5 protein-coding genes are annotated in these 21,160 nt (G+C 45.5%); all 5 read right to left on the bottom strand.

The genetic code is table 11. The features are described 5' to 3' along the window. Positions 1-4: 4 nt before the first annotated feature. The 5 genes from NDA06_RS13995 to NDA06_RS13975 all read right to left on the bottom strand — a co-directional run bounded on the left by NDA06_RS13995 (position 5) and on the right by NDA06_RS13975 (position 21,157). Positions 5-5,716: a non-ribosomal peptide synthetase gene (locus NDA06_RS13995; RefSeq protein ID WP_190986433.1), complete on the bottom strand. Its 5,712-nt coding sequence runs from the start codon at positions 5,714-5,716 to the stop codon at positions 5-7. Then, entirely contained in the window at positions 5,713-9,210 is a 3,498-nt protein-coding gene (locus NDA06_RS13990; RefSeq protein WP_190986432.1) for a non-ribosomal peptide synthetase, read from the bottom strand. Before NDA06_RS13990 ends, NDA06_RS13995 begins: the two co-directional genes overlap by 4 nt. 23 nt (positions 9,211-9,233) lie before the next feature. Continuing rightward, positions 9,234-10,283 carry a TauD/TfdA family dioxygenase gene (locus NDA06_RS13985; RefSeq protein WP_190986431.1) on the bottom strand — a complete coding sequence of 350 codons (1,050 nt, stop codon included), beginning with the start codon at positions 10,281-10,283 and terminating at the stop codon, positions 9,234-9,236. Between the two features lie 157 nt (positions 10,284-10,440). Continuing rightward, on the bottom strand, positions 10,441-16,359 hold the full coding sequence (locus NDA06_RS13980; protein WP_190986430.1) for a non-ribosomal peptide synthetase: 5,919 nt from the start codon (positions 16,357-16,359) through the stop codon (positions 10,441-10,443). Beyond that, positions 16,349-21,157, bottom strand: a complete 4,809-nt coding sequence (locus NDA06_RS13975; RefSeq protein ID WP_190986429.1) for a non-ribosomal peptide synthetase — start codon at positions 21,155-21,157, stop codon at positions 16,349-16,351. Before NDA06_RS13975 ends, NDA06_RS13980 begins: the two co-directional genes overlap by 11 nt. Positions 21,158-21,160 lie beyond the last annotated feature (3 nt).

Here is a 21,160-nt window from a genome sequence, read left to right as displayed (position 1 = left end):
TGCGTTAAAAAGCCTCTCTTTTAATTTCTTGGTCAGTTGTCATTTCCCCCATTGCTACTACAATCTTCCGCGAACCTATAAATGGGTTACGGCTGTGTGAAGCTAACATATTATCTAGCATTAATATGTCTCCCTCCTGCCAAGGGAAACTAACAGATGCCTGTCGATAAATTTCTTGAATTTCTGCTATTACTGAATCTTCAATGGTCGTGCCATCTCCGTAATAGACATTCCGGGGCAAGTTTTCCTCTCCAAATACAGATAATAGAGAGGCGCGGACTGCTGGATCTAAGCAGGAGACATGGTGCAAGAAAAGTTGATTAAAAAATACCGTTTCTCCCGTTTTTGGATGCTTGGATATCGCCGGACGAATTTGGCGAGTTCTCAACCCATTGTCTTCTCTCCACTCAAATTCGATTGCAGCTTTCCGGCAATAATCTTCTACTACACTTTTATCGGTCGTTCTAAAAAACTCTTGCCAGCTAACATCTAATCCATCTGTATAGTTACGGACGTACATAATTTGCTTTTGGGCAAATCTTTCTTTAAGTTGGGAGTCGAGTAGCTGGTAAACTTTGCGACAGTCAATAATCGGAGTTTCTCCGCCTTGCTGTGCCGCTTTGACACAGAAAAACCAAATTTTTAAAGGCCAACGGTGTAAATGCGAACTCTCGTTATGAAACAAGATGGCTTTATCCGCCGGATAAGGAGTCGAACCGTAAACTTGACCGCTCACTCCTTCGCGGGGTAAGTCTCCGTATTCCCCGAATAATTGGGGACAAATGGCTTGGGCAAATTGCTCAAAAATAGAAACTAAAGGTTCGTTAAAGCCTCGGAATAGAATTGCTCCATGTTGTAATAACTTCGTTTGGATTAATTCTTGGTTATTTTTTGCCCAGTCAACGATATCAACCTCATTTACCGCAGGTTTGAGAATTAAGGGGAATGTTGCATCGGTTTGTAAATATTCGGTTTTGACTAATTCGCCTTTGGGCAGAGTAACTGCTTTAGGTTTGATATTCTTGAACTTACTGAAGTTACTCTTTTCGCGTTTGACTTCTTGCATGGCTTGTTGTTTCTTTTCAGCTTCGGTGAGTATTTCTAAACGATTGAGGCGCGTATCCGGCTGGGTGACGATGCTGTTGAGGAGGGTTTCAAAATGAGCTGATAGGCGAGCGATCGCATCCGCATCAAATAAATCGGCGTTGTACTTCCAACTGCCAACAATGCCATTCTTTGTTTCCGACACGAACAGCACTAAATCAAATTTCGCTGTCCCGCCCTCTACCTCAATTGGGGTTAAAGTTAAACCCGAAAGTTCTAAAGTAGGTACGGGTGTATTTTGCATCACGAACAACACTTGAAACAGGGGAGTGCGGCTCAAATTCCTTTCAGGACGCAGTTCCTCAACCAACTTCTCAAAAGGCAAGTCTTGATGGACATAAGCTTTTAAAGTAATGTCGCGCACTCGCTTGAGCAATTCGCGGAAACTGGGGTTGCCACGCAGATCGGTGCGTAAGACCAAAATGTTGACAAAGAAACCAATCAACGATTCAGTTTCAACTTGAGTGCGATTGGCGACATCGGTGCCAACAATGATGTCATCCTGACTGGTGTAGCGGTGCAGCAGTGTCTGAAAGGCTGCCAGCAGCGTCATGAAGAGAGTTACACCTTCTTGGCGGCTGAGTACATTTAGCGCCCCAGACAGCTTTGGAGATAGCTCAAAGGATTGAATGCCAGCTTGAAAAGTAGAAGCAGTGGGTTGTTTGGTAGGTAGTTTCATCTGGGGCGGATTGTGACCTAACTGCTGCTTCCAGTAATCAAGCTTGGCTTCCAAAACTTCCCCTTGCAGCCAATGTCGTTGCCAAACTGCATAGTCTGCGTACTGTATGGGCAATTCGGGCAGTGGCGAGGGTTTCCCGGCACAAAAGGCTTCGTAGAGTGCCGCCACTTCCCGGATCAGTACCCCCATCGACCAGCCATCAGCGATGATGTGGTGCAGGGTCAGCAGTACCGCATTTTCTGCCTCATCCAGTTGTAATAAAGTGACGCGCAGCAACGGCAATTGAGTGAGGTCGAAAGGTCGTTGCGCTTCCTCCGTGGCAAGTCGCAGCACCTCAGCGTCTCGTTCGGATGGTGGCAATCGCAGGTCTATTACTGGCAGTTTGAAAGTCGCAGAGGGGATAATTACCTGAATGGGTTGTCCTGCTTCTGTCGCAAAGATTGTCCGCAAAGCTTCGTGACGCTGGATAATCGCCTGAAAGCTTTGCTCTAGCGCTACGATATTGAGCGCACCGACCAGGCGCACTGCTGCTGGAATGTTATAGGCAGAATCGCCTGGATTTAATTGGTCGAGGAACCACAATCGCTGTTGAGCAAAGGAGAGGGGCAGTTTTCCCTCCCGCGCAACGGGCACCAGAGGCGGAATTTGAAGATTTTCTTGGGCGCGACAAGCTGTTTCGATACGTTCTGCCAAACCCGCTACTGTCGGCGACTCAAACAGAAAACGCAGGGGAATTTCAACTTGAAAGGCTTCCCGGAGGCGAGACATTACCTGAGTTGCCAGCAGCGAGTGTCCGCCTAAGTCAAAGAAGCGATCGCGCATACCGACTTGCTCTAAACCGAGAACTTGAGTCCAAATCCCTGCGACAACTTCCTCAATGGCGGTGCGGGGAGCAATATAGGCGCTTTCTAACTCTGGTCTAGCGGTGTCGGGTTCTGGCAATGCGCGACGGTCAATTTTTCCGTTGGGTGTTAGAGGAATTGCCTCTAGCAGTACAAAGCTAGAAGGCACCATGTAATTAGGTAGCTTCTCCTTGAGAAATGAGCGCAGTTGTACGGGTGTCGTTGCAGCTTCTTGCTTCAGTACGACATAAGCAACCAAACACTTGTCGCTAGAATTGTCTTCTCTAGCAATCACGACAGCTTGCTGCACGCCTGGATGTTGGCTCAGTACCGCTTCAATTTCGCCCAGTTCGATACGGAAGCCGCGTACTTTAACTTGGTGGTCGATGCGTCCCAGATATTCCAATTCACCATTCGGCAGATATCTCGCTAAATCTCCAGTTTTGTACAGTAATTCAGACTTTTCTGACTTCTCTAAAAATGGATTGGGAATGAACTTCTCGGCTGTCAGTTCAGGTCGATTTAGGTAGCCTCTGGATAAACCTTTGCCGCCGATATACAGTTCACCCGTAACACGCACTGGGACAGGCTGTAGATGGGTATCGAGTATGTAAACTTGCGTGTTGGCAATGGGACGCCCGATGGAAACGCTAGCGTCGCTACTTTCAACTGGATGAATAGTAGACCAAATAGTGGTTTCGGTGGGACCGTACAAGTTCCACAAGCGATCGCTTCGCACGAGCAATTCATCGGCGAGTTGTCTCGGTAAGGCTTCGCCACCACAGAGGATTTTCAAATTCTTGTTTCCCTGCCATCCTGCTGCCAAAAGCAGTCGCCAAGTAGCAGGCGTTGCTTGCATGATGGTCGCCCCAGAATTGGTTAATGTTGTTAACAACTGTGCGCCGTCAGAGGCAATTTCACGGGGTACTACGACAACGCGAGATCCTACAGTTATGGGGAGGAATATTTCCAGCGCCGCAATATCAAAAGATAAGGAGGTGACAGCTAGGAAAATATCTGGCTGGCTTATTCCTAGCTGCTGGCGCATAGAAATTAGAAAATTCACTACACAGGCGTGAGAAATTTGTACACCTTTGGGTCGTCCGGTTGAGCCGGAAGTGTAGATAACATAAGCTAAGTTGGAAGGATTTTTAACTGAATTTGGAGTGCCGATTTGTAGACTTTCCCAATCGTCCAAGCATACAACCTCGGCATTATGTGACGGTAGGGTATTTAACAGCCGCTTTTGGGTTAATAACACCGAAACTTGAGCATCATCTAACATGAAAGCAAGACGCTCTGGGGGATAGGCTGGGTCTAGGGGTAGGTAGGCTCCCCCTGCTTTGAGAATGCCCAGCAATCCCACTACCATTTCTAGGGAACGTTCTACACAAATCCCTACCAAAACTTCTGGCTTCACGCCGAGCTTTTGTAGATGATGCGCTAGTTGATTCGCCTTAATATTGAGTTCGGCATAGGTAAGTTGTTGGTTTTCAAAAACAACTGCAACAGCGTCTGGTGTTCGTTCTGCTTGTTCTTCAAACAACTGGTGCAGACACCGATCCGTCGAGTCGTTCGTGTGGGTATTGTTCCACTCCACTAATAACTGATGCCGTTCGGGTTGGGTTAAAAATGGCAATTTGGAGATGGAGCGATCGCTATTTGCAACAATACTTTCTAACAAGGTTTGAAAATGTCCTACCATCCGCTGGATGGTGCTGGCATCAAATAAGTCTTTGTTATACTCAAAGACGCCGATAAGACCTTCTGATTCCTGGGATAAATTGAGTACCAAATCGAACCTTGCCGTCTGGCTCTCCATCTCTTCAAGACTGAGCGTAACTCCCGGCAATTCTAAAGTTTGTGTCGGCACGTTACGCAGAGCAAACAACACTTGAAACAGCGGATTACGGCTCAAATCCCGATCCGGCTGCAACACTTCTACCAGCTTCTCGAAGGGCAAATCCTGGTGACTGTATGCTCCCAGTGCCACCTCGCGCACCCGTCCTAACAACTCCTTAAAAGTAGGATTATTCGATAAATCAGTACGCAAAACTAAAGTATTCGCAAAAAAACCAATAATTCCTTCCAGTTCGGCGCGGTTGCGGTTGGCAATTGGCGAACCAACTAAAATATCCTCCTGTCCGGTGTAGCGGTACAGCAAGGTTTTGAACGCCGCCAACAAAACAATGAATAAAGTCGCTCCTTGCTGCTGACCGGCTTTAGTTAGTCCCTCAGTCAGCGCCTTGGACAAAATAAATTTTTCCTCTGCACCTTGGAAGGTTTGCACCGCAGGTCGCGGTCTATCTGTCGGCAAGTCCAGTACAGGAAGATTGCCTCCTAATTGCTTTTTCCAATAAGCAATCTGGGCTTCTAAAACTTCTCCTTGTAGCCACTGTCGCTGCCAAACTGCAAAGTCTGCATATTGGATACTTAATTCAGGAATTGGCGAGGAATTGCGACTAGAGAAAGCTTTATAAAAGGTGGCTAACTCTTGAATAAATATCCCCATTGACCACCCATCTGAAACAATGTGGTGCATCGTAAATAACACCACATACTCAAATTCGCTCAGATGCAGCAGGCTAACTCGCAGCAAAGGTGCTTGTGTGAGGTCAAAGGGTTTTTGCGCTTCTGCGGTGACGAATTGCCGTACTGCTTGCTCTCGTTCGGTGTTGGGAAGTTTCCGCAAATCGATAACTGGAAGCGTTAATTTCAAATCTGGGGTAATGACTTGGACAGGTTGCCCATTTACTGTTGTGAAGGCAGTCCGTAGGACTTCGTGACGCTCGATAATTGCGTTGAGACTTTGTTCGAGAGCGATCGCATCCAGCGTTCCCTCAACCCGCACAGCCGCAGGGATGTTATAGCTGGTATTTCCTGGCTCTAATTGGTCAAAAAACCACAACCGCTGTTGAGCAAATGACAAGGGAAACAAGTTAGATTCCCGGTTTTGGCGGGGGATTTGGGTTGGTGCTATCGGCTCTTTTTTCTGATTAAGCCGTTTTAGCAGCAAATCGCGTTTTTCTGGAGAAAGTCCGGCGATGCGAACGAGGAAGTCGTCGCGCTTCCCTTCGCTTAAATTACTCATTTGCCTACTCCTTCCTTAGCCAAAACTTCTCGAACTTCTTCCTCCGATATTTCATCTAGCTCTGCTAACATCTGAGCCATCATTTCCTCATCGGTTTGTTCAGCTAGTTTTTGAGCGATCGCGACTGCTAAATCCGCGACAGTGGGAGAGTCGAAAAACTGCCGCAAGGGAAACTCCACATTAAAGGCGTCACGTAATCGGGAAATCACCTGAGTTGCTAGCAGCGAATGTCCTCCTAGCTCGAAAAAATTGTCGTAAATACCCACTTGTTCAATCCCAATCGCTTCAGCCCAAATTCCAGCTATTACCTCCTCAACATTGGTGCGGGGAGCAACAAACGTTCCTGCTAACTCTGGGCGAATTTGCTCAGGTGCTGGCAGTTTTTTTCGATCCACTTTCCCGTTAGCCGTTAAAGGCAGAGTCTTTAAAATCACAAAAGCAGAAGGTATCATGTATTCCGGCAACTTCGCCTTTACAAAAGAACGTAAGTCACCCATTAGATTTGATTGAGTAGATTCTTCTCTACTTCCCCGCTGCTGACTGAAAACCGAATAAGCAACTAAACGCTTGTCCCCAGACACATCCTCCCGAACTACAACTACAGCCTGTTCTACGCCTGGATGCTGCTTTAGCACCGCCTCAATTTCTCCCAGTTCGATACGGAATCCCCGGATTTTTACCTGATGGTCAATTCGGCCTAGAAACTCAATGTTTCCATCCGGTAAATAGCGAGCCAAGTCTCCAGTTTTATAAAGTTTTGAGTTTTGAGTTTTGAGTTTTGAGTTTTCTTCTGACTCCTGACTTTTGATATCAAATCCGTTTACCGCATCAGGAAAGCACCCCACCCCCAACCCCTCCCCGCAGGCAGAGAGGGGAGCCGGAGCCGCAGGCTCTGACGGGGTGGGGTTCAGAGGGAATGCTGGTTCATTCAGCGGGCTGGATCTGACTTTTGAATTCTTTAAAAATGGGTTGGGAATGAATTTTTCAGCTGTTAGTTCCGGCTGATTTAAATAACCTCGGGCTAAACTATCTCCGCCAATGTAAATTTCGCCAGACACACCAATCGGCACGAGTTGAAGATGGCTATCTAGTATATAAATCTGGGTATTTGCTAGGGGACGACCGAGCGGAACTGTCTTTGAAACATTAGCTATATTCCCACTGTCCATCTGATAGGTAAGTACCCCGACAGTTGTTTCTGTTGGTCCGTAGTGATTGAGAATGCGGCATGATGGAGCTAAGTTCTGGATTTTTTCAATCAAACCCCAATTAGATGCTTCTCCACCCAAAATTAATCGCTGACGAGGCAAAATAATTTCTGGTTGAGAAGATGATAGTAAAGCCGATAAATGAGAAGGAACTATTTTGAGGCAATCAACTGGATGCTGTTGAAAATATTGCGATAGCGCTTCAGCATCAGCAGCGCGATCTTGAGAGATGATATGGAGACATCCTCCCGTACACAAAGAGGAAAATAAGACTGTATTTCCCAAATCCGCAGCAAAGGTAGAAACCATTGCAAAACTGGCACCATCGGGAAGATCCAATCTTTCCAAAATGCCATTGAGATAGTTGAGAATTTGTCGATGTTCAATCGCAACACCTTTGGGTGTTCCCGTAGAGCCAGAGGTGTAAATTACATAGGCAAGATTTTCGACTGTTGCAACTGATTCTAAGTTGCGATCCGAAGGCTGCGCGGTAGCGCAATCGCTCTCTTGTTGCATTTCAGACTCGGAATCTAAGCAGAAAACGGTAGCTGTCGAGTCGGGAAGGTTAGTGACTAACTGTTGTTGCGTTAACAGCACCTTTGCCTGAGTATCTTGCAGGATGAACGCTAGACGCTCCGGTGGCAAGGTGGGTTCAAGGGGTACATAAGCTCCCCCAGCTTTCAGCACTCCCAACAGTCCAACAACCATCTCTAGGGAGCGTTCTAGATAAAGACCAACTAAAACTTCTGGTGCGACACCCAGCTTTCGCAAGGAATGAGCGAGTTGGTTAGCGCGTTGATTTAACTGCTGATAAGTGAGATGTTCGTCTTCATAGACAAGCGCGATCGCGTCCGGCGTTTTTTCAACCTGTTGCTCAAATCGTTGATGTATTCCCTGAAGCTGAGGAAAATCAATCTTGGTATTGTTGAACTCAATCAAAAGTTGCTGGCGTTCTACCTTGCTGAGAATTTCCAACTCACTAATCGCAACATTTGGAGTTTCGAGGATACTATCAACCAAAGTGAGAAAATGTCCGGCTAAACGCTGAATATCCGTTTCAGTAAATAAGTTTGCGTCGTAGTGGAACTCGATACTCAAAGAGTCATCCCGCTCAACGCCAGCCAGTTTGATTTTGAAGCGATCAATACAAATATACTGCCGTTCAATTGAAAAGGTAACGCTATTAGCAGAATATTTATCAGCCGCTTGATTAAATTCAAAACAAACTGGGAAAAAGGATGAATCAGCCGAGGCGTTAAAATCCCAGCTAAAGTATTCTTGCCATTGGTAAACTTCTTGTTGCGCTTGATGAACGTTTTGCAATAACTCCCCAAAGGAAAGCTTTGCTTCTAAATTGCTCTGAATCGGTAAATATTTGGCAAACAATCCCAGCGCTGATTCCAATTCCTCGTATTTCCGTCCATCGAAAGCTGTCCCTATTACCAAATCTGGCTGTTTGGTGAGCCGCCAAAGCAAAATTGTCCAGCAAGTTAGAAGGAATGACGACACAGTTCCATTCTTACTCACGAATGCTGTTATTTCGGCTACTCGATCGGGATTAATTGCCTGGGTAATAAATTGCGGTTGAAAATTTGCTGGTTCTGAAACTAATTTTTCCAGCGGAAGGGCGATATTTAACAGTGCAGAAAAATCTTGCTTTTGCCAATAGTTTCGTCCGGCTTCCGTATCTTCTCCTTCTAGCAATTCATTCTGCCATTCGGAGATATCGGCATACTGCATTATCTCATCGTCGAGTTCCGTACCGAGACAGCAAGCAGCGTAGGTACGACTAATTTCTCTTGCTAAATGCTGTAAAGTTGCAGCATCGGCACAAAGAGCCGGTAAATTAATCAGCAAGATATGCTTCTGCTCTGACAGAGTAATTAAGGATAGGTGTAATAGCGAATCTCGCTCAAAATTGCAGTCTTCATCACTTATTTTGTTAAAAAGCGCTTCCAGTTGATTCTTTTGCTCTTGGATATTGCTAGAACTCAAATCAATAGATTGCCAGTTAATACTGTTGCTATCTGAAATAACTTGTAGGGGAATCGTCATTCCCGGTAGACAGCGAAAATGGGTGCGAAGGATTTCATGTTGAGTGACAATTTGTTGCAGGGATGATTCCAACATCTCTACATTAAGAACGCCTTCAAGTAAAAGATAGTACTTCGCTTGATAAGCTTGAAGTGAATTAAGTTTTTGCAAACCCCACAGGCGCTTTTGTTGAGGAGATATTTGAAAGCCTTGAATGATTCCATTTTGCATTTCTAGAACTTTATTATCCATTTTTAAAACTCATCTATTCTGGATTAAATATGTTTACTGCTAAAAGGTTCAGCCATACCTACAACAACTTTGCGCGAACCGACGAAGGGTGTTCTTCCGTGAGCCGTTAACATATTGTCGAGTATCAGAATATCTCCTGTTTGCCAAGGAAACATCACAGTTTCTTGGCGATAAGCAGAACGAATTTCCTCTAAAACTTCGGGTTCAATGGGGGAACCATCTCCGTAATAAGTGTTGTAGGGAAGCTCAATTTCCGAAAACGCTAACAATGCTTGACGAACTTTTGGTTCTAGAGTTGATACGTGAAAGAAAGCTGCATGATTAAACCAAACTGTTTCACCAGTTTTCGGGTGGTTAACTACCGCCGGACGAATTTGGCGAGTTCTCAGCTTGTCGCCTTCTTTCCACTCCATCTCAATACCGTTCTCATGACAGTATGCTTCGACAACGGTTTTATCTGAAGTTTGAAACGCTTTTTGCCAGGGAAGTCCGAGTCCAGCGCCAAAGTTGCGAACGTACATCACTTGTTTTTGGAGAAAGCGATCGCGTATTTGGACAGGAATGCGATCGCATACTTTCCGAATATCCGCTATTGGCGTTTCTCCACCTTGTTCCGCAGGCTTTACGCAGTGGAAATAAACTTTTAAAGGCCATGTATTGGCGTAGGAAAGTTCGCTGTGAAGAAAGATAGTTTGGTCGGCTGGATAGTCGGTGGAAGTATAAACATTGTCCTTCACCAGAGTCCGCGGCGACGAACCATCTTGATACGGTAAAAGTTTACCATCAGAAGTGGCTTTGACGAACTGCTCGAATACTTCAATCCCCTTAATTTTGAAGTTGCGGAAGAGTATTCCCCTGTACTTGAGAAGTTGAGTTTCTAGGAACGAACGATTATTCTGCGCCCAAGTAATTAAATCCAATCCGTCTACCATTGGTTCGATAACGAGCGGTAAAGGTTGGTTAGATTGTAGAGGTGCTGCTTTAATCAATTCATCCTCAGAGACAGTAATTGATTTTCTTTGGGCAGTTCCTACTTTTTTAAGGCTGAGTTTGGGCGATTCTGAGGGTTTCATTAGACTTCTTACAAAAGTGTGCTTTTTCCGTAGTACTGCCAGGAATTTAAATTCCTGGCTCATAGCCAAAGTCGGTTTAAAGCGACTAAATCTTGAATGTATTAGTCCGTTTTAATGGACTTCTGCTATTAGCTCGGAAATTGATTTCCGCGCGTTTCTATCCGTGCATTGCCTTGCGTTTGACTCGCTTTAACTTTTGCAGACTTGTCTGTGCTAGTTCTTTTTCTTGGGCGATTTGCTGTTGTTGTTCAGCTTGCGCGATCGCACTTGCAAGTTGTTCTAATCGAATGTTTGGTTGGGCCACGGCTTGTCGCAGAATAGCTTCTAAATTTCCGACGATTCGAGCAATCGTTGCAGCATCAAATAACTCGGCTTTGTACTCGAATGAGCCTTTCAATCCTGTGGGTGTCTCCGTTAAACCCAGCCTTAAGTCGTATCGCGCGATACCGCTGTAAAAGTCAACTGGACTAAGCGTTAATTTCGGCAGTTTCACATTTGGGATGGGGGCATTTTCCAGCGCAAACCAGACTTTAAATAAGGGAAATTCACTTTGTTTGCGATTGGGCTGTAACGCTTCTACTAGCTTTTCAAACGGCAAATCTTGGTGAACATAAGCGCCTAAAGTGACTTCGCGCACCCGCGCTAATAATTCTCGAAAGCTGGGATTTCCAGATAAATCAGTGCGGAGAACTAAAGTATTGACAAAGAAGCCAATTAGTGATTCTAGTTCAACGCGATCGCGATTAGCAATCGGCGAGCCGATGAGGATATCTTGCTGTCCCGTGTAGGCATAGAGCAAGGTTTTAAACGCCGCCGAAAGCGTCATAAATAAGGTAGCTCCTTCCCTCTGACTGAAAGCTTGAATTGCATCGCTCAAATCTTTGGGGAAAGCCAAATAATGGATAGCACCTCGATTTGACTGAACGGCGGATCTAGAGCGATCGCTCGGTAATTCTAATGGTAAATTACCGCTTAATTGCTGTTTCCAATAACTTAAATGTTTTTCCAGCACCTCTCCTTGGAGATATTGCCGCTGCCAAACCGCAAAATCGGCGTATTGAATCGGTAATTCAGGCAGCAAAGAAATTTCCCCAGTCGTAAAAGCTTTGTAGAGTTCAGTCACTTCTTGCAACATCACTCCAATTGACCACAAATCGAAGATGATATGGTGCAGAACTAAAACTAAAATATGTTCTTCCTCACCGAGTTGCAGCAGTTGAATCCGAAACAGCGGTGCTTGAGTTAAATCGAAGGGTTGTAATGCTTCTTGGGCAATTAATCGTTGAATTTTTACTTCTCGATCCGCCTCTGGAAAAGCTTGCAAGTCGATAATAGGAAATGTCACTTTCATAGCAGGAGCAATTTCTTGAATCGGTTGCCCTTCCATCACAAAACGGGTGCGTAATATTTCGTGTCGCCGCACAATTTCGTTAAAGCTTTGCTCTAGCGCCGCAACATCTAATTGTCCTACCAGGCGAACTGGTGCAGGAATATTATAGTCAGGCGAACCGGGTTCCAGGTTATCGAGAAACCACAGCCGTTGTTGAGCAAAAGATAGCGGTAGTGGCTGATTGCGGGAAATAGGCGCAATAGAACTAGAATCTATTTGTTTTGCTTGCTGAGCTGAGGAAATTACTTCAGCTAATTCCGCAACAGTTGGTGACTCAAATAAAGTCCGTAGCGGTAATTCGACTTGGAATGTTTCTCGCAACCGGGAAGTTACTTGCGTAGCGAGTAGCGAGTGACCGCCTAATTCAAAGAAGTTATCAGAGGAACCTACCGGCTGCAGATTTAGAATTTGGGCATAAATATTGGCAACTGCTTGTTCAATTGGTGTACGTGGCGCAACAAAGGTTTTTTCTAGTTCTGGGCGGAATTGGCTGAGAGTAATAAGCGATCGCCTATCGATTTTACCATTCGGAGTTAGAGGAAATTCTTCCAGCAGGATAAAGTTAGAAGGCACCATATATTCCGGCAGCTTCTCCTGCAAATAATCGCGCAATTGAGGAACCAATTCACGAGTTACTTTTCCTTGCAGCGGATTATTCGCATAGTTTCTCCAAGGTTTTACTTTGACACTTGTTTCCAAGAATGCTGGTAATTTCGCTGGAGATGCCAAGGTTTTATGCACAACTACTGCATCGTAATGATCGCCAGAATAATTAAGCTGAATGCAGTAAGATAAGTCTTGACCTAGAGCTAGAATCTCTTCAGATTCAATCCCATCTTCTGTATTGCTTTCTTGCAGTGATTTTCGCAAATCGGCAACAGTTTCTCCTCCATCATTTTCAGCTAGCAATTCTAAAGTTTTCATCTCAGATAGCAGACGCGCATTAGGAATTCCCGTGATTCCCAAAATCTCTGGGTTGGTTTCTTCCAGTAACTGACGAATACCAAGAGTCGGATTTTGCTTCTGCCAATTTAGCCAAGGGAAATCTTGCAAACAATCGACTTCAGCACTGACTCGAAGAATCACATCGTAGCGAAACTTGGTCAATTCATTCTGGTATTTACCTGGTTTGGGTTGAATTTGGACGTGACTAATTTTGGAAAATTCATGCTTCAGTGCCCTGAAAAATTCCGGATCGATAATTAGTTCCTGCTCTTGTTGTAAGCGTTTTTGGATGCGCTGCCGTAATTCAGTTATAGAAAGGTTAGAGGGAGCTTGATGCAGTTGTACAGAAGTATGGAAAGCTTCTAATAGCGGCAAACTACGCACATCCCCAATGAAGATAGAACCACCTGGTTTCACAGCATTTACAGCGCCTTCCAAGACGCGCAACAGATAGTCAGTGCTGGGGAAATACTGAATCACGGAGTTAATAATCACCACGTCGAAGGCACCCGCTTCTATTCCCTCAAAGTTATCTGCCAGTCGTCTATCTAGCGTTACTTGGGGCAGGTTTTGCGTTGTTAATTGCTGCTGAATATAGTCAAGTGCAGATTGAGAGAAGTCGGTGCCCAAGTAATGGGAACAATGAGGCGCAATGGGGAACAAAAGTAGACCAGAACCACAACCAATTTCAAGAATGCGAGAGGGTTTTAAGGCGAGAATTTGCTCAACAGTGCTGTCAACCAAAATCCGCATTTCTTCGGCGGGAATTGGTAAGCCTGTATAGCTACTATTCCAACCACTAATATTCAAAGTATCTTCCTGAATATTGGAATTTTGGTGATAAGTCTTTTCAAAGACTGTTTTCCATTCCGATACCTGCTCAGAATGCCATTGTGTTTCTGGCAATTTATCTGAATCTTGAGGAAGTTGTTTTGTTGTCAAATAAGCAACGAGGCGGTGAGTATTCAGGTCGTCCTCTTGAGCTAAGACAACGGTTTGCTCAATGGCTGGATGTTTAGCCAATACAGCCTCAATTTCCCCTAATTCGATGCGGAAGCCGCGAATTTTCACTTGATGGTCAATTCGACCTAAAAACTCTAGGTTGCCGTCAGGAAGATAACGAACTAAATCTCCTGTTTTATAGAGGCGGAACCTCTCCCCCAACTCCTCCCCTAGTAGGAGAGGGGCGTCAGGCTCCCCCTTCCCTCGTAGGGAAGGGGGCAGGGGGGTTAGGTTTTGATTAAACGGGTTGACAATAAACTTTTCGGCTGTCAGTTCTGGACGATTGAGATAACCTCGCGCCAGTCCTGCACCGCCAAGATAGAGTTCGCCAGCAACGCCAATGGGGACAGGTTGTAGAGAGTTATCTAATACATAGGTTTGTGTATTGGCAATCGGGCGACCAATCGGCGGATTTGACTGGCTACCGCGTTCGATTAAGGCGTATGTTGAATAGGTGGTATCTTCCGAAGGCCCGTAGAGATTAAATACCTGCTGGATGTGGTTTAGCTGATAGAGTTGCTGCACCAGATTATTTGGCAGGGGTTCGCCTGCGAGATTAATGGTGCGGACTGAAGCGGGGATGGCGTTATCTCGGAGTAAGGAAGCGATCGCACTGGGCACAGTATTGATTAACGTCACCCGATCCGCCACTGGTAAAGTCGGCAAATACAAGGCGTTTTCAGCCAGAATGACCGTACCACCACAGCTTAAGGGCACAAACAATTCAAAAACTGACAAGTCGAAGCAGATAGAAGTAGAAGCCAAAACCCCTGCCATATCCGCTGGTGTAAACACTGTTTTCGCCCAATCAATTAGCGCCACAGTGTTGTAATGTGCGATCGCAACCCCTTTCGGTTTGCCAGTAGAACCAGAAGTATAAATGATGTAGGCGAGGTTATCTGCGCTTACTTGAGTGGCAGGATTTTCCGGGTTTGACTGAGCAATCATGTCCCAGTCAGAGTCTAGAGAAACAACCTTCGCATTGTGTTTAGGAAGACTCTCAATCAGTTGCTGTTGCGTCAACAATACCGATGCTTGCGTATCCTCTAACATGAACGCTAAGCGTTCTTGGGGATACTTGGGATCTAGCGGTACATAAGCACCACCTGCTTTGAGAATCCCCAAAAGTCCAATCACCATTTCCAAAGAGCGTTCCATGCAGACGCCAACCAAAACTTCTGGTTTCACGCCGAGTTTTTGCAGGTAATGCGCTAATTGATTCGCTCGACTATTGAGTTCGGTATAAGTTAGCTGTTGATTATCAAAAATTACCGCAACCGCATCAGGTGTCTTTTGTACCTGTTGTTCAAATAACTGATGAATCGATTGTAGAGATGCGATTAATCGTGTCTCTACATTATCCTGCGCCTGAATATTGTTCCAGTCCAACAACAACTGATACCGTTCTGCGGCGGTCAAAATTGGTAAGTCGCCAAGACGCTGATTAGGATTAGCTGCAATACTTTCCAACAATGTTTGGAAATGCCCCAGCATCCGAGTAATTGTGGCGGCATCAAAACGGCGATCGTCGCATAAAATCCTGATCGACAATTTCGCTCCCGTTCCTGCCATGATGGTTAGGGGATAGTTTGTCTTCTCAAAAATCCGCAAATTGTCTATCTTCAGGTTCCGATTCTCTTCCCATTGCTCAGGCTCGACGGGATAGTTTTCTAAGGTGACAATGCTCTCAAAGAAAGATACGTTGGCAGGAATTTCACTCCATCCCTGAATTTTGACGAGAGGGCTATACTCGTACTGACGCATTTCTGCTTGTTGAGCCTGAAAACGATTTAACCAGGGCAAAAGTTCGGCTTCGGGATTGACATATACCCGCATTGGCAAGGTGTTGACAAACATCCCGACAATCGATTCCACCCCCACTAAATCGGTTGGACGCCCAGAAGAAATCGCCCCAAAAATTACATCCTGTTCGCCACTGTAGCGACTCAGCAGAATCGCCCAGGCTCCTTGCACTAAGGTGTTAATCGTTAAGCGATGCTGACGTGCTAAGGCTTCCAGAGCAGCGCTGACAGCCTGCGATAGCTTCATTTGCTGCTCGTTCTCGTTGTTTTCTAGACTCGCCTGATTGTGCATCCGGTCTAGTCCTAGAAGAGTCGGTGCGGTAAAGCCTTGCAGTGTCTTTCTCCAGAATGCTTCCGCTTTCGACAAATCTTGCTGCTGTAGCCAGGTAATGTATTCCCGGAAGGGACGGGGGCGTTCTAGGTGTAATTCTTGACCTTGGCAGAAGGCTTGATAAAAGGCGTAAACTTCCTGAAATACCAGGGGACCCGACCAACCATCTAAAAGGATGTGGTGATGGCTCCAAACCACTTGATAGGTATCATTTGCCAACCGAATCAAGGCGAGACGCATCAAGGGGGCTTGGGAAAGGTCGAAATCGCGATCGCGATCTGCCTGCAAAAACATTTCTAAGCGTTCTGCTTGCAACTCCTGCGAATGCCGCCAATCTTGTTCCTGCCAAATTAGTTCAGCTTGGCGGTACACCACTTGATAGGGCTTTTCCAAATCTTGCCAAAAGAAGGCAGTCCGCAAAATCGGATGTCTGTCGATTACGCTTTGCCAAGCTTGCTTAAACGCCAAGGCATTAAAATCTCCTTGCACCGTCCAGCTATACTGCTCGAAATACATTCCCGATTCCGGGGCGTACAGCGTATGAAACAGCAACCCCTGCTGCATCGGTGAAAGTTCGTAAATGTCTTCTAGATTTTCAACTTTCATGGCGGCTGCCTTTGGTAGATTGACTAATTTGGGCAAGCAACTTATCGAAGTCGCTGGTACTAGCTTTGGCGGCGATAAAGTCTGAGGGAGTGTAGCCACCTGCTTCTGGAGATTGACAGTGGGTAATAAGCGATCGCAACGCCTCTATATATCCCTCTGCCAGTCGCTGCACTGTTTCCCGGCGATGTACCGATTCGCTAAAACTCCATTCCAGGCGCAGTTGACCGACTGCAACTAATCCATTAATTTCTAATAGATAGGCTCGGCTTCCCCGTGGGCTGTAAAGGTTTCCAGTAGATTCAGAGGCGATTTTAAATAGCGAGGATGGCGGTAAACTTTGGTCGAATTGACCAAGATAGTTGAAAGTTACCTCCGCTTGAGGCAATGCTTTTAGTGCCAAGGCGACTTCTTCGCTGCTGAGGTAGCGCAACACACCATAGCCAAAGCCACGATTGGGAATCCGGCGGAGTTGTTCTTTAACTGCTTTTAAAGCTTCTCCGGGTTTGCAATTTTTACCTACATTCAGCAGCACAGGAAAGACTGAAGTAAACCAGCCTACAGTGCGGGATAAATCGATTGATTCTGAGAACGTCTCTCGTCCGTGTCCTTCCAGATCCACGAGAACCGAATCCATCCCCGTCCATTGTGAAAAAGCTTGTCCCAAAGCGGTTAGTAACACATCGTTTATTTGGGTGTTATAAACCTTGGGAACCTCTTGTAATAGAGCTTGAGTTTCTTCTTGACTCAAGCTAACGGATACAGTTTGAGCCGTATCCATTGTATTGATTCCGTTAGCATCTATTCCGTTAGCATCTATTCCGTTAGCATCTATGGGTAAGCAAGAAATCGGTTTTTGCAATTCTGTTAGCCAATAATTTAGTTCTTGCTTTAATGCGGCTGAATTTGCATATTCTCGTAGTTGTTCAGACCACTGTTTAAACGAAGTTGTTTTAGGCGGAAACTGAATTGATTTGCCTTGACTGATTTGTTCGTAACTTGTCTGTAAATCTTCAAGTAAAACTCGCCAGGAAACACCATCAACCGCTAAGTGATGAATGACAATTAGTAAACGGTTCGGCTGATTGTCGCCAAGCTCAAATAAAGCTACTCGAATCAGCGACCCTTCAGATAAATTTAAGCTAGCTTGAAGTTCATTAGCCGTATCTTCAATCGCTTGTTTTTGCTGAGTTGCTGACAGGTTAGAAAAATCAAGTTTGATGAGTGGTATTACTTCATCAACATCAGCGTGAAACTGTTGCCAACCGGATGCATCCTTAACAAAGCGCAATCGAAGTGCATCGTGATGTCTCAGTAATGCCTGTACTGACTTCTCTAACCAAGTAACATTCAATTTTTGCCTGGTTTCTAGCAAAACTGCCTGGTTCCAGTGGTGAGCATCGAGTAGATTTAGCTCAAAAAACCATTGTTGAATGGGTGTTAAAAATACCGTTCCAGTTACGATGCCTTGTTCCGCTTCAATTGTCGTCTGCGTCGTCCCTGCTACCGCCGCTAACTCTGCGATTGTTTGATATTGAAAAATCTGTTTTGGTGTTAGTTGTAGCCCAACATCACGCGCTTTAGAGATTATCTGAAGACTCAAGATCGAATCTCCACCTAACTCGAAAAAGTTATCGTGAATGCCAATTTTATCAACTCCCAGAACCTGCGACCAAACTCTTGCGAGAACTTCCTCGGTGATGGTTTGAGGTACCGTATAAGCTGCTTCGACTTGGGAACGAGTGGGATCGGGAACTGGAAGCGATCGCCTATCTAATTTGCCATTAGGTGTTAGTGGTAAAGTCTCCAACACCACAAAAGCCGATGGCACCATATAATGCGGTAGCTTTTCCTTCAAAAAACTACGCAATTCTTTAATTAATTCTGAATCTTGTAGGGACGCACAGCCGTGCGTTTGTCCTAATTCAACATTATTAATATTGCTCACTATATAAGCAATCAAGCGTTGGTTTCCTGGTTCATTCTCGCCAGCTAAAACCACAGCCTCACGCACCGCAGGATGTTGACTTAACACCCCCTCAATTTCTCCTAGCTCAATCCGGTAGCCGCGAATTTTTACTTGATAGTCAATTCTGCCAATAAACTCAATATTCCCATCCGGCAGAAACCGCGCTAAATCTCCAGTTTTATAGAGACGGGACTCTGGCTCATTACAAATTTCTTTTCCCCCCACTCTGCTTGCGGAGAGGGGGCTAGGGGATGAGTTTCTTACTCTAAAAGGATTAAAAATAAACTTCTCTTGTGTCAACTCAGGACGGTTGAGATAACCCCGCGCCAAGCCAGCACCCCCAACATACAATTCTCCAGGAACGCCGACAGGTAGTGGCTGTAAATGGGAGTCTAAGATGTAAAGTTGAGTGTTGGTAAAGGGACGCCCAATTGGTACTAACTGCTCACCCGATAAATTAGACGTCCCTTCAAAATAAGAACTATCAATCGTGGCTTCTGTCAAGCCAAAAGAGTTAATCAGTCGCGTCTGACTTCCACAAAATTGGCGGATTATTTCATACTCTCGTACATACCAACTATCAGAACCACAAACTAGCAGCCGCATAAAATCGAGACGTTTGTTGTTCTCCTCTACATATTGAACTAAGCTCCTCAAAACAGCCGGAACAAATTCCGCACAGTTAATTTTTTCCTGGAGCATCAACTCATAAAGCTTTGGCGGCTCTAGTAGGAATTCACGGGGACACAAAACTAACTTTCCACCAGAACATAAGGCGCGAACGAAGTCTCCTGTAAATACATCGAAGGAGAAATTCGCCATCTGAAGGTGACAACTTTGTGCAGCGCGAAGTTGATAAGTTTCTTCCCAAGCTAGATAGATACTAACCAGGCTGCTATGCTGAATCATCACTCCTTTCGCTTTGCCAGTAGAACCGGAGGTATAGATGATATATGCCAGGTTCTCGGCAGTCACTTTGGTAAGTGGATTCTTGGTACTATTTTGTGAAATTACCTCCCAGTCTGCATCGAGACACACAACTTTTGCTTTGTGTTGAGGCAGACTCTTTAACAGCAGATGTTGAGTCAAAAGCACAGGCACTTGGGTATCTGACAACATGAAAGCCAAGCGCTCTGGTGGATAGGCAGGGTCTAGCGGTACATAAGCTCCACCCGCTTTGAGAATGCCTAAAATTCCGACAATCATCTCTAGAGAGCGTTCTACACAGATGCCTACTAAAACTTCTGGTTTTACCCCTAGTTTTTGCAAGTGATGCGCTAGTTGATTCGCCTTGGCATTGAGTTCTGCATAAATTAGTTGTTGGTTCTCAAATACAACAGCAACAGCATCTGGTGTCTTCTCTACCTGCGCTTCAAATAGCTGATGAATACAGTGATTTTGAGGGTAATTCGCTTGGGTGTCATTCCAGTCAACTAGCAACTGATGCTGTTCGGTTTCTGTCAGTAATGGCAAATGTGATAGGGGGCGATCGCAATCAGCAACAATACCTTCCAGCAAGGTTTGGAAATGCCCCACCATGCGAGTAATCGTGGTCGCGTCAAACAGGTCAGTATTGTACTCAAACGAGCCAATCAATTCTTCTCCCCGTTCGACCATATCCAGGCTCAAATCGAACTGTGCCGTCCCGCTATCCACTTCCAAGGGACTCAAAGTTAGTCCCGACGCCAGTTGCATCGCTGGCATGGGAGCGTTGTTCAAGGCAAACCACACCTGAAATAGAGGATTTTGGCTCAAATCCCGTTCTGGTTGGAGTTCTTCTACTAGCTTTTCAAAGGGCAAATCCTGGTGAGCATAAGCACCTAACGTTACTTCCCGAACGCGATTCAGCAACTCTCGGAAAGTGGGATTGCCACTGAGATCGGTTCGCAGCACCAAGGTATTGACAAACAACCCAATTAGTCCCTCAACTTCCTCTCGATTGCGATTAGCGATCGCGCTCCCCACAATCAGGTCATCTTGGTTTGTGTAACGGTGTGCTAGCGTCTTGAACGCCGCCAGCATTGTCATAAATAAAGTCACACCCGTTTGCTGACTTAGAGATTTGAGCGCTGCTGTCAAGGTTTTGGATAGGACAAAAAATTGCTTTTTCCCCGTGTAAGACTGAATAGCAGGTCGAGGGCGATCGCTTGGCAGTTGCAGCACTGGCAAAGAACCGCTCAATTGTTGTTTCCAGTAATTAAGCTGAGTTTCCAAAACTTTCCCCTGAAGCCAGTCGCGCTGCCAAACAGCAAAGTCTGCATACTGAATCGGAAGTTCCGGAAGTGGGAAGGGGTTGCTATTAGAAAAGGCTTCGTAAAGTGCTGCCATTTCTCGTAAAAACACGCCCAAAGACCAACCATCAGAGATGATATGGTGCATGGTCAGGAGCAACACATGATCTGCTTCATCTATTCGTAGCAGCGTGACTCGCCACAGAGGAACTTGCGTTAAGTCAAAAGGTTGTTGGATTTCCGCATTTGCTCTTGCAAAAATCTCAGCTTCTCGCTCAGTTATGGGTAGCGCTGTTAAATCTACAATCGGCAAGTTTAGAGTTAAGCTGGCTCGGATAACTTGCACTGGCTGACCATCTTCAACCGCAAACGTCGTCCGCAAAGCTTCATGGCGTTGCACCATTTCCTTGAGACTTTGCTCTAAAGCAGCAATGTTCAGCTTCCCTGTAAGGCGGACAGCGGCAGGAATGTTGTAGAAAGGACTGCCTGGTTCAAATTGATCCAGAAACCACAATCTCGATTGTGCAAAAGAAGTTGGAAGAACGAAAATATCGTCTTCTTGAATGTCTGTTGTAGCGTCCCAGGAAGAATGCAATGTCATCGT

This window comes from Trichocoleus sp. ST-U1, assembly GCF_039961835.1.
Taxonomy (GTDB): domain Bacteria; phylum Cyanobacteriota; class Cyanobacteriia; order Cyanobacteriales; family FACHB-T130; genus FACHB-T130.
This window is presented reverse-complemented; position numbering and strand designations above follow the sequence as displayed.